22 protein-coding genes are annotated in these 12,661 nt (G+C 64.7%); all 22 read right to left on the minus strand.

Annotated features, from left to right (window positions below; all coding sequences use genetic code 11):
- Positions 1 to 268: 268 nt before the first annotated feature.
- Positions 269 to 691 carry a 50S ribosomal protein L17 gene (gene rplQ / locus BU28_RS0104635; protein WP_028718429.1) on the minus strand — a complete coding sequence of 141 codons (423 nt, stop codon included), beginning with the start codon at positions 689 to 691 and terminating at the stop codon, positions 269 to 271.
- Between the two features lie 168 nt (positions 692 to 859).
- A complete protein-coding gene (locus BU28_RS0104640; RefSeq protein ID WP_028718430.1) occupies positions 860 to 1,876 on the minus strand; it encodes a DNA-directed RNA polymerase subunit alpha in 1,017 nt (338 codons plus the stop codon).
- Between the two features lie 120 nt (positions 1,877 to 1,996).
- Positions 1,997 to 2,386, minus strand: a complete 390-nt coding sequence (rpsK, locus tag BU28_RS0104645; protein WP_028718431.1) for a 30S ribosomal protein S11 — start codon at positions 2,384 to 2,386, stop codon at positions 1,997 to 1,999.
- Positions 2,387 to 2,398: 12 nt separating this feature from the next.
- On the minus strand, positions 2,399 to 2,767 hold the full coding sequence (gene rpsM, locus BU28_RS0104650; protein WP_028718432.1) for a 30S ribosomal protein S13: 369 nt from the start codon (positions 2,765 to 2,767) through the stop codon (positions 2,399 to 2,401).
- 154 nt (positions 2,768 to 2,921) lie between these two features.
- Complete coding sequence (locus BU28_RS0104655; RefSeq protein WP_028718433.1) at positions 2,922 to 3,584, minus strand: adenylate kinase; 663 nt, start codon at positions 3,582 to 3,584, stop codon at positions 2,922 to 2,924.
- A gap of 26 nt (positions 3,585 to 3,610) precedes the next feature.
- Positions 3,611 to 4,984 (minus strand): preprotein translocase subunit SecY, encoded by a 1,374-nt coding sequence (gene secY / locus BU28_RS0104660; protein ID WP_028718434.1) that lies wholly within the window; start codon positions 4,982 to 4,984, stop codon positions 3,611 to 3,613.
- 103 nt (positions 4,985 to 5,087) lie between these two features.
- Entirely contained in the window at positions 5,088 to 5,585 is a 498-nt protein-coding gene (rplO, locus tag BU28_RS0104665; RefSeq protein WP_028718435.1) for a 50S ribosomal protein L15, read from the minus strand.
- 136 nt (positions 5,586 to 5,721) lie between these two features.
- Positions 5,722 to 6,465 (minus strand): hypothetical protein, encoded by a 744-nt coding sequence (locus BU28_RS0104670; RefSeq protein ID WP_051577733.1) that lies wholly within the window; start codon positions 6,463 to 6,465, stop codon positions 5,722 to 5,724.
- A gap of 161 nt (positions 6,466 to 6,626) precedes the next feature.
- The gene (rpmD, locus tag BU28_RS0104675; RefSeq protein ID WP_011747117.1) at positions 6,627 to 6,815 is read right to left on the minus strand and encodes a 50S ribosomal protein L30; all 189 of its coding nucleotides are present in this window, start codon (positions 6,813 to 6,815) and stop codon (positions 6,627 to 6,629) included.
- 12 nt (positions 6,816 to 6,827) lie between these two features.
- Entirely contained in the window at positions 6,828 to 7,394 is a 567-nt protein-coding gene (gene rpsE, locus BU28_RS0104680; RefSeq protein WP_028718437.1) for a 30S ribosomal protein S5, read from the minus strand.
- Between the two features lie 115 nt (positions 7,395 to 7,509).
- Positions 7,510 to 7,869 carry a 50S ribosomal protein L18 gene (gene rplR / locus BU28_RS0104685; protein ID WP_036761961.1) on the minus strand — a complete coding sequence of 120 codons (360 nt, stop codon included), beginning with the start codon at positions 7,867 to 7,869 and terminating at the stop codon, positions 7,510 to 7,512.
- Positions 7,870 to 7,881: 12 nt separating this feature from the next.
- Complete coding sequence (gene rplF / locus BU28_RS0104690) at positions 7,882 to 8,415, minus strand: 50S ribosomal protein L6 (RefSeq protein ID WP_028718439.1); 534 nt, start codon at positions 8,413 to 8,415, stop codon at positions 7,882 to 7,884.
- Between the two features lie 11 nt (positions 8,416 to 8,426).
- Positions 8,427 to 8,825 (minus strand): 30S ribosomal protein S8, encoded by a 399-nt coding sequence (rpsH, locus tag BU28_RS0104695; RefSeq protein WP_028718440.1) that lies wholly within the window; start codon positions 8,823 to 8,825, stop codon positions 8,427 to 8,429.
- 9 nt (positions 8,826 to 8,834) lie between these two features.
- Complete coding sequence (gene rpsN, locus BU28_RS0104700; protein ID WP_028718441.1) at positions 8,835 to 9,140, minus strand: 30S ribosomal protein S14; 306 nt, start codon at positions 9,138 to 9,140, stop codon at positions 8,835 to 8,837.
- Positions 9,141 to 9,158: 18 nt separating this feature from the next.
- Positions 9,159 to 9,719 (minus strand): 50S ribosomal protein L5, encoded by a 561-nt coding sequence (rplE, locus tag BU28_RS0104705; RefSeq protein WP_036761963.1) that lies wholly within the window; start codon positions 9,717 to 9,719, stop codon positions 9,159 to 9,161.
- Positions 9,719 to 10,024 carry a 50S ribosomal protein L24 gene (gene rplX / locus BU28_RS0104710; protein WP_028718443.1) on the minus strand — a complete coding sequence of 102 codons (306 nt, stop codon included), beginning with the start codon at positions 10,022 to 10,024 and terminating at the stop codon, positions 9,719 to 9,721. Before rplX ends, rplE begins: the two co-directional genes overlap by 1 nt.
- Entirely contained in the window at positions 10,024 to 10,392 is a 369-nt protein-coding gene (rplN, locus tag BU28_RS0104715; protein WP_010400243.1) for a 50S ribosomal protein L14, read from the minus strand. The genes rplX and rplN overlap by 1 nt, the downstream gene beginning before the upstream one ends.
- Before the next feature lie 65 nt (positions 10,393 to 10,457).
- Positions 10,458 to 10,709: a 30S ribosomal protein S17 gene (gene rpsQ, locus BU28_RS0104720; RefSeq protein WP_028718444.1), complete on the minus strand. Its 252-nt coding sequence runs from the start codon at positions 10,707 to 10,709 to the stop codon at positions 10,458 to 10,460.
- An 11-nt stretch (positions 10,710 to 10,720) separates the two neighbouring features.
- Positions 10,721 to 10,927 (minus strand): 50S ribosomal protein L29, encoded by a 207-nt coding sequence (gene rpmC / locus BU28_RS0104725; protein ID WP_028718445.1) that lies wholly within the window; start codon positions 10,925 to 10,927, stop codon positions 10,721 to 10,723.
- A gap of 191 nt (positions 10,928 to 11,118) precedes the next feature.
- Complete coding sequence (rplP, locus tag BU28_RS0104730; protein ID WP_028718446.1) at positions 11,119 to 11,532, minus strand: 50S ribosomal protein L16; 414 nt, start codon at positions 11,530 to 11,532, stop codon at positions 11,119 to 11,121.
- Positions 11,533 to 11,544: 12 nt separating this feature from the next.
- Positions 11,545 to 12,261, minus strand: coding sequence for a 30S ribosomal protein S3 (gene rpsC / locus BU28_RS0104735; protein WP_028718447.1), 717 nt, complete (start codon positions 12,259 to 12,261; stop codon positions 11,545 to 11,547).
- Positions 12,261 to 12,656: a 50S ribosomal protein L22 gene (gene rplV, locus BU28_RS0104740; protein ID WP_036761965.1), complete on the minus strand. Its 396-nt coding sequence runs from the start codon at positions 12,654 to 12,656 to the stop codon at positions 12,261 to 12,263. Before rplV ends, rpsC begins: the two co-directional genes overlap by 1 nt.
- Positions 12,657 to 12,661 lie beyond the last annotated feature (5 nt).

Consider the following 12,661-nt stretch of genomic DNA (forward strand, 5'->3'; position numbering starts at 1 on the left):
TGGCGAGGGGTGTTTTAACCCTTCTCTACTCTGGGGTGAATTTGGCTGGACCAAGGCCCGGAATCCGGACCTAGGCCCCGCAGGGGGCCGCTGGCGGTGTTTTCCTTGCAAAACCTGGCTCATACCCATCCTTGTCGCGTCCTTTCCCTGGCATTGACCGTCGAATTCCCGCGCGAAGGTACAGCGCACTGTTGCAAAAAAGCCCGCGACCGGGATCGCCGGTCACGGGCATCATAGCTTGGGTAACCCTAAGAAAGGATTAATGATCTTAGGATTCTTCGGCTTCCGATTCGGCCTCGATGCGGGCGCGGTCGGCGGCGCCCTTGGCGGCCGGGTCGCGGTCGACCAGCTCGATGATCGCCATCGGCGCCATGTCGCCATAGCGGAAGCCGGCCTTCAGGATGCGGACATAGCCGCCCTGACGGTCCTTGTAGCGGGCGCCCAGCACCTCGAACAGCTTCGCAACATGCTGATCTTGCTTGAGTTGCGCGTCGGCCTGACGGCGGGCGTGCAGGTCGCCGCGCTTGGCCAGGGTGATCAGCTTCTCGACGATCGGGCGCAGTTCCTTGGCTTTCGGCAGCGTGGTCTTGATCTGCTCGTGCTCGATCAGCGAGCCGGCCATGTTGGCGAACAGCGCCTTGCGGTGTTCGTGGGTACGGTTCAGGCGGCGATATCCGCGGGCGTGACGCATGATGATTCTCCTATGACGTCTTTTGCTTTGTCCGGCGGCCCATGCGTGGCGGGCCACTCTCCTTGGGGCGGAATTGCCCAGTGCCTTGCGGCGTTTCCGGGGGCGTGCCAGGCGTGCACCGTGCGTACACAGGCCGTACACCGGGCGTATGCCGCCCCCGGTCTTCGATCAGAACTGGTCGTCGAAACGCTTGGCCAGATCCTCGATGTTCTCCGGCGGCCAGTCCACGACATCCATGCCGAGGTGCAAGCCCATGCCCGAGAGCACTTCCTTGATCTCGTTCAGCGACTTGCGGCCGAAGTTCGGGGTCCGCAGCATCTCGGCCTCGGTCTTCTGGATCAGGTCGCCGATATAGACGATGTTGTCGTTCTTCAGGCAGTTCGCCGAACGCACCGAAAGCTCCAGCTCGTCGACCTTCTTCAGCAGGCGCGGGTCGAACTCCAGCCCGTCCTCGGCCTCGGAGCGGGTGGCGCTTTCCGGCTCGTCGAAGTTCACGAACACCGAAAGCTGGTCCTGGATGATGCGCGCGGCATAGGCCACGGCGTCCTCAGGCGTCAGCGAGCCGTCGGTCTCGACCTTCATGGTCAGCTTGTCATAATCCAGCACCTGGCCTTCGCGGGTGGGCTGGACTTCATAGCTGACTCGCTTCACCGGCGAGAAGATCGCGTCGATCGGGATCAGGCCGATGGGCGCGTCCTCGGGACGGTTCTTGTCGGCCGCGACATAGCCCTTGCCGTTCGCGACGGTCAGTTCCATGTGCAGCTCGGCGCCGTCGTCCAGGTGGCAGATCACATGGTCGCGGTTCAGGATGGTGATGCCGGCGGTTTCCTGGATGTCGCCGGCCTTGACCTCGCCCGGGCCCTTGGCCGACAGGGCCAGGCGCTTGGGCGCGTCCACGTCCATCTTCAGCGTGACGCCCTTAAGGTTCAGGACGATGTCGGTCACATCCTCGCGCACGCCCGGCACCGAGGAAAACTCGTGCAGCACGTTGTCGATCTGCACCGAGGTGATGGCCGCGCCCTGCAGCGAGGACATCAGCACGCGGCGCAGCGCGTTGCCCAGCGTCAGGCCGAAGCCGCGCTCGAGCGGTTCCGCGATGACGGTCGCGACGCGGGACGAATCGGCCCCCGGCTTGATTTCAAGCTGGGTGGGCTTGATGAGTTCGGCCCAGTTCTTGTGGATCATGCGTTTGCCTCCATACCTGTTCCCAGCCCATGACCGGTGGCCGGAAACGCCCGAGGTGAAATGCGAAAAGCGCGCCCGCACGGGACAGCCCCGCGCGGAACGCGTCAAAATCCCGAAGGATCAGACCCGGCGGCGTTTCGGCGGGCGGCAGCCGTTGTGCGCGATCGGGGTGACGTCGCGGATCGCGGTGATGTTGAAGCCGACGGCGGCCAGCGCGCGCAGCGCCGATTCGCGGCCCGAGCCGGGGCCCTGGACTTCGACTTCCAGCGAGCGGACGCCGTGTTCCTGGGCTTTCTTGCCCGCGTCCTCGGCGGCCATCTGGGCGGCGTAGGGGGTCGACTTGCGCGAGCCCTTGAAGCCCATGGTGCCGGCCGACGACCAGGCGATGGCGTTGCCCTGCACGTCCGAGATCAGGATCTTGGTGTTGTTGAAGGACGAGTTCACATGCGCCACACCGGTGGCGATGTTCTTGCGTTCCTTGCGCTTGATGCGGGTTTTATCGCGTGCCATGTCCGTTCCCCCTTATTTCTTCTTGCCGGCGATGGGCTTCGCCGGGCCCTTGCGGGTGCGGGCATTGGTGTGGGTGCGCTGGCCGCGAACCGGCAGGCCGCGACGGTGGCGCAGGCCGCGATAGGAGCCGAGGTCCATCATGCGCTTGATGTTCATCTGCGTTTCACGGCGCAGGTCGCCTTCGACGGTCAGGTTCGCGTCGATGTATTCGCGGATCTGCAGGACTTCGGCGTCCGACAGGTCGTTCACGCGGCGGGCCGGGTCGATGCCGACGGCCGAGATGATTTCATCGGCGAACTTCGGGCCGATCCCGTGGATATAGGTCAGTGCGATCGGGACGCGTTTCCCGGTCGGAATGTTGACGCCAGCAATACGAGCCACGCGTTCTTCCTTTTCAAAGTTGCGATTCCGTAACGCCGGAACCTTTTTTCACAACCAAAGACCCGAAAGCATCGCCTTCGGGCCTTCAACGGCCACCTGAAGTCAGGTGATTCTCATGCGAGATGCTGCGGATTAAGGGATTCACAGCCTGTCGTCAACCCTTGGCCGGGAGGTCGTCGAGGACCCGGGCCACGTCCGAGGCGACCTCGTCGATTTCGGCAAGGCCGTCGACGACGTGCAGGTTGCCCTTGCACCAGTAGTAGCCGATCAGCGGCGAGGTCTTCTTGTAATATTCCATCAGCCGGGTCTTGAGGCTGTCGGCATTGTCGTCGGCGCGCCGGCGCAGGTCGTGCGAGCCGCAGACGTCGCAGGTGCCCTCGACCTTGGTGGGCTTGGTCACGTCGTGATAGACCTCGCCGCAGTCGTGGCAGGTGAAGCGGCCCGAGATGCGGCTGACCAGCGCCCCGTCGTCCACCCGCATCTCGATCACAGCGTCGATCTGCTGGCCCTCCTCGGCCATCAGGCTTTCCAGCGCGTCGGCCTGCGGCAGGGTGCGCGGGAAGCCGTCGAAGATGAAGCCCTTGCCGCCCTGCCCGATCTTTTCGCGGATCAGCCCGATGACGATGTCGTCGGTCACCAGTTCGCCCCGGTCCATGACCTTGGCGACGCGCTGGCCCATCTCGGTCCCCGAGTTGCGGGCCTCGCGCAGCATGTCGCCGGTCGACAGCTGCACCAGCCCGCGTTCCTCGATCAGCCGGCGGGCCTGGGTGCCCTTGCCGGCACCCGGGGGCCCCAGCAGAATGATGTTGATCGCCATGTCGGTCCCTCTTCCCTTTCAGCGGCTTAGCGGCGGGCTGGCGCCTTGCGGGGCTTGGCTGCCCCGGTCTTTCCACGCTTGCCCCGCAATTGCGACTTTTCGATCAGACCTTCATATTGATGGGCAAGCAAGTGGCTTTGCACCTGGTTGATCGTATCCATCACCACGCTGACCACGATCAGGACCGAGGTGCCGCCGAAATAGAACGGGATCGACAGCTGGTGGCGGATGATCTCGGGCAGCAGGCAGACGGCGGCCAGATAGGCCGAGCCGATGACCAGAACGCGGCTGACGACATAGCTGAGGTAGTCCTCGGTCCGCTTGCCGGGACGGATGCCGGGGATGAAACCGCCCTGGTTCTTGAGGTTCTCGGCCACGTCGTCGGTCTTGAAGCTGACGTTGAACGTGTAGAAATACGCGAAGAACACGATCATCGCGCAGAAGAACACCAGATACAGCGGCTGGCCGGGACCGAAATAGGCCAGGATCGTGGACATGACCGGGCCGGTCTGGTTGCCCGAGAAGGTCGAGATCGTGACCGGCAGCAGCAGAAGCGAGCTGGCGAAGATCGCCGGGATCACGCCGGCCGGGTTCACCTTGATCGGCAGGTGCGACGACTGGCCGTCATAGATCTTCATGCCCACCTGTCGGCGAGGATACTGGATGTGGATCTTGCGCAGCGCGCGTTCCATGAAGACGACGAAGGCGATGACGGCCGCGACCATCACGATCACGCCCAGGATCACCGGGGTCGAGACCGCGCCCGAGCGGCCCTGCGCCAGGAACTGCGCCAGGTGGCCCGGGATTTCCGCGACGATGCCGACGAAGATGATCAGCGAGATGCCGTTGCCGATGCCGCGCGCGGTGATCTGTTCGCCCAGCCACATCAGGAACATGGTGCCGCCGACCAGGGTGATGACCACCGAGGCGCGGAAGAACAGCCCCGGCTCGTGCGCGAGGTTGCCGTGTTCCAGGCTGACCGCCAGGCCCCAGGCCTGGAACAGCGCCAGCGCCACGGTGCCGTAGCGGGTATACTGGTTGATCTTCTTGCGGCCGGCCTCGCCTTCCTTCTTGAGCTGCTCCAGCGAGGGCACCATCGAGGCGAGAAGCTGCACGATGATCGAGGCCGAGATATAGGGCATGATCCCCAGCGCGAAGACGCCCATCCGTCCCAGCGCGCCGCCGGTGAACATCGAGAGGATCCCCCCGATGCCGGCCTGCGCCTGGTCCATGAAGTTGCGCAAGGCCGCGCCGTCGATGCCCGGCACCGGGATATAGGTGCCGAGGCGGTAGATGATGAGAAGTCCGAGGGTGAACCAGATCCTCTGGCGCAGCTCGGTCGCCTTGCCGAGCGCGCCCCAGGACAGGTTCGCGGCCATCTGTTCTGCGGCTGACGCCATATCGTGCCCCTTCGTGGCAGCGCCGCAGGATCGTTTCCCGATCCCGCGGCGCCTTGGAAAACTTGCCAGCTATCTATGCGGCGCGGGCGCGCCCTTCAACAGCTTATTCGGCCGAGGCGGTCTCGGCGGCGTCTTCTTTCGCGGGGCGGGTCAGGGTGATCTTGCCGCCCGCCTTCTCGATCGCCTCGACGGCCGCCTTCGAGGCGCCGGCGACGGTCAGGGTCAGGGCCGCGGTCAGTTCGCCCTTGGCCAGCACCCGGACGCCGTCCAGCTTGCGGCGGGTGACGCCGGCCGCGACCAGCGCGTCCTCGGTCACTTCGGCTTTCGCATCCAGCTTGCCCGCGTCGATGAAGGACTGGATCTGACCCAGGTTCACAACCGCGAAGTCCAGGCGATTCGGCTTGGTGAAGCCGCGCTTGGGCAGGCGGCGGTACAGCGGCATCTGGCCGCCTTCGTAGCCGTTCAGCGCGACGCCCGAACGCGAGGTCTGGCCCTTAATGCCGCGGCCGGCGGTCTTGCCCTTGCCCGAGCCGGGGCCGCGCGCGACGCGTTTCTTCTTGCGGTTGGCGCCTTCGTTGTCGCGCAGTTCATGCAGTTTCATATCGCTTCTCCTGAAGCCGGAAGCGCCCCATGAAGCGAAGGGGGCGGACACGGCGTTTCTTGCTTGGCTTGAGTCGGATGCCCGCAAGGGCACCGGCGGCTTCTAGCGGCTGCGCGCCCCTGGGTCAAGCCAGGGGTCAGAACTCGAACCAGGTGCCGATCTTGATGGCCTGTTCGCCCTGTCCCGACAGGGGGCCGATCACCCCCAGCTCCAGCTTGGCCGGCCCCAGCAGGTCCCCCACCACCGACACCACCAGCTTGGAGGAGAAGCCGGTGTCGTCGCGCTCCTCGAGCCGCAGCTGGTTCACCAGCATCAGCCCGTCGGTCGCGTGCCAGCCCAGCGTCAGTTCGGCCTTGGCGACGGTTTCCGGCGTCAGGTAGCTGAGCAGGCCTGCGCCCTGGGCGGCCAGCGCCTCGATCTCGGCCTGGTCCTTCATCGCGCCGGCGACCTTGACGCGGGCGTCCACCGCCAGCCAGCCGCCGCCGGGAATGCGGCGCAGGCCGGGCACGCTGTCCAGGCCCCTGCCCCAGGCCGCACCGACCTGAGCCTGGGGAATCAGTTCGCCGTCGCGGCGGATGGCGCCCGTCCCGGTCGAAAGGACGATGCGATCCGCCCCCCTGCCACGGTCCAGCGCGCGCTGGAACCAGACCATGGCGCTGGTTTCGCCCGCGTTGCTGTGGCCCAGTTCGAACCCCAGCGTGCTGCGGGGGCTGAGCCCGTATTCGGCATAGAGGCTGGAATAGCTGTTGTCGTCGCGGTCACGTTCGGTCGACAGCGCAACAAAGACCGCATCCTCGGCCCGGGGCCAGGGACCGGCGGCCGCAGCCTGGGCCAGCAGGGCCAGGATAAGCGACAGGCAACAGGCGACTCTGCGCGACACGGCCGACCTCCTATGCGGGGCGCGATCCGGCCAAGCCTAGCGGCGATCCCTTAGCAAAGGGTTAACGGGTCCCGGGGACCTCCCCCCGGTCATGAAAAACGCGCGCCCCGGAGAACCCGAGGCGCGCATTCTGTTCTTCGACAAACCCGAAGGGCGGCGGCTCAGCCGCGCTCTTCGATGATGACCGCCAGATGCGGGATCTTGGCGACCATGCCGCGCACGGCCGGGGTGTCTTCCAGCTCGCGGGTGCGGTTCATCTTGTTCAGGCCCAGGCCTTTCAGCGTCTCGCGCTGGATGGCGGGGCGGCGGATCGGCGAGCCGATCTGCTTGACGACGATGGTTTTGGCCATGTGTCCTCTCCCTTACGCTTCGACGGCGGCTTCAGCCGGCTTGTTGTCCTGCGGCAGGATCTCGGCCACCTTCTTGCCACGACGCTGGGCGACGTTGCGGGGCGAGGCTTCCTTCTTCAGGCCGTCGATGGTGGCGCGGATCATGTTGTAGGGGTTCTGCGAACCCTGCGACTTGGCCACGACGTCCTGGACGCCCAGCATCTCGAACACGGCGCGCATCGGACCGCCGGCGATGATCCCGGTGCCCGGAACGGCGGTGCGCATGATGACCTTGCCGGCGCCGTGGCGGCCTTCGATGTCATGGTGCAGCGTGCGGCCGTCGCGCAGCGGGACGCGGATCAGGCCGCGCTTGGCCTGCTCGGTCGCCTTGCGGATCGCCTCGGGGACCTCTTTGGCCTTGCCCTTGCCGAAGCCGACGCGGCCGCGCTGGTCGCCCACCACGACGAGCGCCGCGAAGCCGAAGCGCTTGCCGCCCTTGACGGTTTTCGAGACGCGGTTGATCGCGACCAGACGGTCCGCGAATTCCGGGGTTTCCTCGCGCTCTTCGCGACGGCCCCGGCGGTTTTCACGTTCTGCCATCAGGCATTCCTTATACGATGGCGCGCGGTCCGCGCCCGTTGAGTCCAATCCTGGTGGGCGCAAGCCCCCGGATCATCGGGGCGGCGCGCCCTTTCGGAACGCGCCGCCCGCAAGATCAGAACTTCAGGCCGCCTTCGCGGGCTGCATCGGCAAGCGCCTTGATCTTGCCGTGGAACAGGAAGCCGCCCCGGTCGAAGATGACTTCCTCGACCCCGGCCTGCTTGGCCCGTTCGGCGATCGCCGCGCCAATCTTTGCGGCGGCCTCGACGTTGTTCTTGCCGACCACGCCCAGGTCCTTTTCAAGGGACGAGGCCGCAGCCAAGGTGATCCCCCGGATGTCGTCGATCAGCTGGACGCTGATGTTCTTGGACGACCGGTGGACCGACAGCCGCGGGCGGCCGTTGGCGATGGCCCGCAGTTTGTTCCGCACGCGCAGGCGGCGCTTCTGGAACAGCTCTTTCTTGTTCAGTGCCATTTCATGCGCCCCTTACTTCTTCTTGCCTTCCTTGCGGAAGACGACCTCGCCCTTGTAGCGGATGCCCTTGCCCTTGTAGGGCTCGGGCTGGCGCCACTCGCGGATGTTCGCGGCGACCTGGCCGACCAGCTGCTGGTCGATGCCTTCCACCACGATCTCGGTCTGCTTCGGCGCCGTGATCGTCACGCCCTCAGGCGTTTCGAAGTTCACGTCGTGCGAATAGCCCAGAGCCAGCTTGAGGGTTTTGCCCTGCATCGAGGCGCGGTAGCCCACGCCCTGGATTTCAAGCTCTTTCTTGAAGCCGGTGCTGACGCCGACGGTCAGGTTCTCGACCATCGAGCGGGTCATGCCCCACTGCTGGCGAGCCCGCTTGGAGGCGCCGCGCGGGGTCACCTTCACCGAACCGTCTTCCAGCGCCAGGGTCACGTCATCGGTCGCGGTGAAGCTGCGGGTGCCTTTCGGCCCCTTCACCTCGATCGTCTGGCCCTTGATCTCTGCGGTCACGCCCTTGGGGAGAGCGACCGGCTTTTTACCAATCCGAGACATCTCTGCCCTCCTTAGAACACGGTGCAGAGCACTTCGCCGCCGACATTGGCGTTGCGTGCTGCTGCGTCCGACATGACGCCCTTGGGCGTCGAGACGATGGAGACGCCGAGGCCGTTGCGGACCTGCGGGATGTCCTTGACCGAAGCGTAGACCCGGCGGCCGGGCTTCGAAACGCGGGCCAGTTCGCGGATGACCGGAGTGCCTTCGTAGTACTTCAGGCTGATTTCCAGTTCCTTGTGACCGGCTTCGGTCGTGGTTTCCTCATAGCCGCGGATGTAGCCTTCGGCTTTCAGCACGTCCAGAACCCAAGCGCGCAGCTTGGACGCAGGCGTGCGGACGGTCGACTTGCCGCGCATCTGAGCGTTGCGGATGCGGGTCAGCATATCGCCGAGCGGATCGTTCATCGACATGTTGCCCCCTTACCAGCTCGATTTGACCATGCCGGGGATCTGACCGAACGAGCCCAGCTCGCGCAGCATGATCCGCGACAGTTTCAGTTTACGGTAATACGCGTGCGGACGACCGGTCAGTTCGCACCGGTTGTGCAGACGCGTGGCCGAGGAGTTGCGCGGCAGTTCAGCCAGTTTCAGGCTGGCCTTGAAGCGCTCTTCCATCGGGCGGGACTGGTCGTGGATCACCTCGTTCAGGGCAGCGCGCTTGGCGGCGTATTTCTGAACCAGACGCTCGCGCTTCTTCTCGCGCTCGACCATGGATTTCTTAGCCATATCTTCTTCCCTCCGCGATCAGTTGCTGAACGGCATGTTGAAATGCTTCAACAGCGACTTCGCTTCCGCGTCGGTCTTCGCGGTGGTGCAGATGATGATGTCCATCCCCAGAACTTCGTCGACCTTGTCGAAGTTGATTTCCGGGAAAACGATGTGCTCCTTCAGGCCCATGGCATAGTTGCCGCGGCCGTCGAAAGCCGTGCCCTTGACGCCGCGGAAGTCGCGGACGCGGGGCAGCGCGATGTTGATCAGGCGGTCCAGGAATTCATACATCCGGTCGCCGCGCAGCGTCACCTTGGCACCCAGCGGCATCTCCTCGCGGACGCGGAAGCCGGCGATGGATTTCTTGGCCTTGGTGATGACGGCCTTCTGGCCGGCGATGAGCGAAAGCTCCTCGGCGCCCTGCTTGACCTTCTTGGTGTCCTTGACGGCCTCGCCGATGCCCATGTTCAGGACGATCTTGTCCAGACGCGGGATCTGCATGTCGTTCTTGTAGCCGAACTCTTCCTTCATCGCAGCGCGAATGGTTTCGCGGAACTGCGCTTTCAGGCGCGGCGTGTAATTGGCTTGGTCCAGCATCAGATCACGTCTCCGGTGGTCTTGGCGAAACGGACCTTGTTGCCGTCTTCCACGCGGAAGCCGACCCGGGTCGCTTTGCCGTTCTTGTCCAGCAGCGCGAGGTTCGACAGGTCGATCGGCATGGCTTTCGCCACGCGGCCACCCTGCGAGGTCTGGCTCTGGCGGGTGTGACGGATGGCGATGTTGATGCCGTCAACGACCGCCTTGTTCTCTTTCGGGAACACTGCGGTAATCTCGCCCTGCTTGCCCTTGTCCTTGCCGGCCAGCACGACGACCTTGTCGCCCTTTTTCAGCTTGGCAGCCATTACAGCACCTCCGGCGCGAGCGAGATGATCTTCATGAAGTTCTTGGCGCGCAGCTCGCGCACGACCGGCCCGAAGATCCGGGTGCCGACCGGCTCGCCCTGGTTGTTCAGGATGACGGCGGCGTTGCGGTCGAAGCGGATCGAGGTGCCGTCCTCGCGCTTCACTTCCTTGGCGGTGCGCACGACGACGGCCTTGCGGACGTCACCTTTCTTCACGCGGCCGCGCGGAATGGCTTCCTTGACGGAAACGACAATGATGTCGCCCACCGACGCATAGCGACGGTGCGAACCACCCAGGACCTTGATGCACTGCACCCGGCGAGCGCCGGAGTTGTCAGCGACATCCAGATTGGTCTGCATCTGGATCATTGGGTTACTCCCGACCTTTGGGGACCGGAAGGACCGGCCCCAGGGTTTCGATTAATCTGGTCAGATCAGGCCTGGGCCGCTTCCGCGGTCTCGGTCAGAACGGTCCAGCGCTTGGTTTTCGAGATCGGCGCGCATTCGACGATGCGAACGGTGTCACCGACCTTGAACTGGTTCTCCGCGTCGTGGGCGCGGTATTTCTTGGACGACCGCACGGTCTTGTGCAGCAGCGGGTGCTTGAAGCGACGCTCGACCAGGACGGTGATGGTCTGTTCGTTCTTGTCGCTGACGACCTTGCCTTGCAGGATGCGTTTGGGCATGGACCGGCTCCTTAGTTCGACGCCGCGGCATCGGCCGCTTTCTGGTTCAGAATGGTTTTCACACGGGCGACGTCACGGCGAACGGCGCGCATGCGGGCGGTCGATTCGAGCTGGCCGGTGGCCTGCTGGAAGCGCAGGTTGAACGCTTCCTTTTTCAGCGACAGCAGCTGTTCCTTCAGCTGATCCGGCGTCTTGTCTTTCAGTTCCTGCGCTTTCATGCGCCTAGTCCTTTCAACATCACCGGAGGGCCCCTGCTGCCAGGGCAACCCTGATTCCGGTGGAGTTTCGTGATGAAGGCTTGCCCATACAGGCCCGGCCCCGTCTTGGCAAGCAGATTCGCGTATTTCCCAAGGAAAACGCCCCGCCGGTTTCCCGGGCGGGGCGCTGATCTGACATGGCCGCGACGGGCTTACCAGTCTTCGCGGGCGACGATGCGGCTCAGCACCGGCAGCTTGTTCGCCCCCAGGCGCAGGGCTTCACGCGCGATCTCTTCGGACACGCCGTCGATCTCGAACATGATGCGGCCGGGATGGACGCGGGCCGCCCAGTAATCGACCGAACCCTTGCCCTTACCCATCCGCACTTCGGTCGGTTTCGAGGAAACCGGCACGTCCGGGAAGATCCGGATCCAGACCCGACCCTGACGCTTCATGTGGCGGGTGATCGCGCGGCGGGCCGCTTCGATCTGGCGGGCGGTGACGCGCTCGGGCTCGGTGGCCTTCAGCGCGAACGAGCCGAAGTTCAGGGCGAAACCGCCCTTGGCCTCGCCGTGGATCCGGCCCTTGTGCTGTTTGCGGAACTTGGTCCGTTTCGGTTGCAGCATTTTGACTACTCCTTAGCGCGCGTCGCGGTCACGACGCGGACCGCGCGGAGCCGGACCGTCCTGCGCCTCGGTGGCGCGGCGGTCGCGGGCCTGCGGGTCATGCTCCATGATCTCGCCTTTGAAGATCCAGACCTTCACACCGATGATCCCATAGGGGGTGGTCGCTTCCGACAGCGCATAGTCGATGTCGGCGCGCAGGGTGTGCAGCGGCACACGGCCTTCGCGATACCATTCGGTGCGCGCGATCTCGGCACCGCCCAGACGGCCGGCGACGTTCACGCGGATGCCCAGGGCGCCCATGCGCATCGCGTTCTGCACGGCGCGCTTCATGGCGCGGCGGAACGACACCCGGCGTTCCAGCTGCTGCGAGATCGACTCGGCGACCAGTTGGGCGTCCAGCTCGGGCTTGCGGACCTCGACGATGTTGAGGTGCAGTTCCGAGGCGGTGAAGTTCGCCAGCTTCTTGCGCAGGGTCTCGATATCGGCGCCTTTCTTGCCGATGATGACACCCGGGCGCGCGGCATAGATCGTGACGCGGCACTTCTTGTGCGGGCGCTCGATGATGACGCGGCTGACGCCGGCCTGCTTGGCTTCTTCATGGATGAAGTCGCGGATCTTCAGGTCTTCCAGCAGCAGATTGCCGTAGTCCTTGTCGTCCGCGTACCAGCGGCTGTCCCAGGTGCGGTTGACCTGAAGACGCATCCCGATGGGGTTGACTTTCTGACCCATTACGCACGCTCCCCGGCTTCGATGGTCTCGACCTGACGCACCTTGATGGTGATTTCCGAAAACGGCTTCATGATCTTGCCGTAACGACCACGGGCGCGCGGACGGCCACGCTTCATGACCAGGTTCTTGCCGACCCAGGCCTCGGCGACGATCAGGTTGTCGACGTCGAGGTTGTGGTTGTTCTCGGCGTTCGCGATGGCCGACTGCAGGCACTTCTTGACGTCGACGGCGATGCGCTTGTGCGAGAAGGTCAGGTCGGCCAGGGCCTTCTCAACCTTCTTGCCGCGGATCAGCGCCGCGACCAGGTTCAGCTTCTGCGGCGAGGTGCGAAGCATCTTGGTCTTGGCGAACGCCTCGTTCTCCGCCACGCGGCGCGGATTTTGTTCCTTACCCATGACGA

The organism is Paracoccus yeei ATCC BAA-599 (genome assembly GCF_000622145.1).
In the GTDB taxonomy this organism is placed as follows: Bacteria; Pseudomonadota; Alphaproteobacteria; order Rhodobacterales; family Rhodobacteraceae; genus Paracoccus; species Paracoccus yeei.